This window comes from Herbaspirillum sp. C7C8, from assembly GCF_022627875.1.
Classification (GTDB): Bacteria; Pseudomonadota; Gammaproteobacteria; order Burkholderiales; family Burkholderiaceae_D; genus Herbaspirillum.
This window is the reverse complement of sequence record NZ_JABXGG010000104.1, coordinates 1-203: the sequence shown is the minus strand read 5'-3', so window position 1 is coordinate 203 and position 203 is coordinate 1. Positions and strand designations below refer to the sequence as shown.

1 protein-coding gene is annotated in these 203 nt (G+C 63.1%); it reads left to right on the top strand.

Translation table 11 applies throughout. From position 1 onward, the window contains the following. Window positions 1-203, top strand: a 203-nt coding sequence (locus HWE01_RS22820; RefSeq protein ID WP_241822985.1) for a cytochrome d ubiquinol oxidase subunit II, incomplete at both ends; no start/stop codon positions are given.

Below are 203 nucleotides of genomic sequence, written 5' to 3'. Positions count from 1 at the left end.
TGGGACTGGGGGCTGTTCATCGGCGGTTTCGTGCCGCCCCTGATCTGCGGTGTGGCCTTCGGCAACCTGCTGCTGGGTGTGCCCTTCCACTATGACGACACCATGCGCGTGGAATACACCGGCAGTTTCTTTGCCCTGTTGAATCCCTTCGGTCTGCTGGCCGGTCTGCTGTCGGTGGCCATGCTGCTGATGCACGGTGCGGC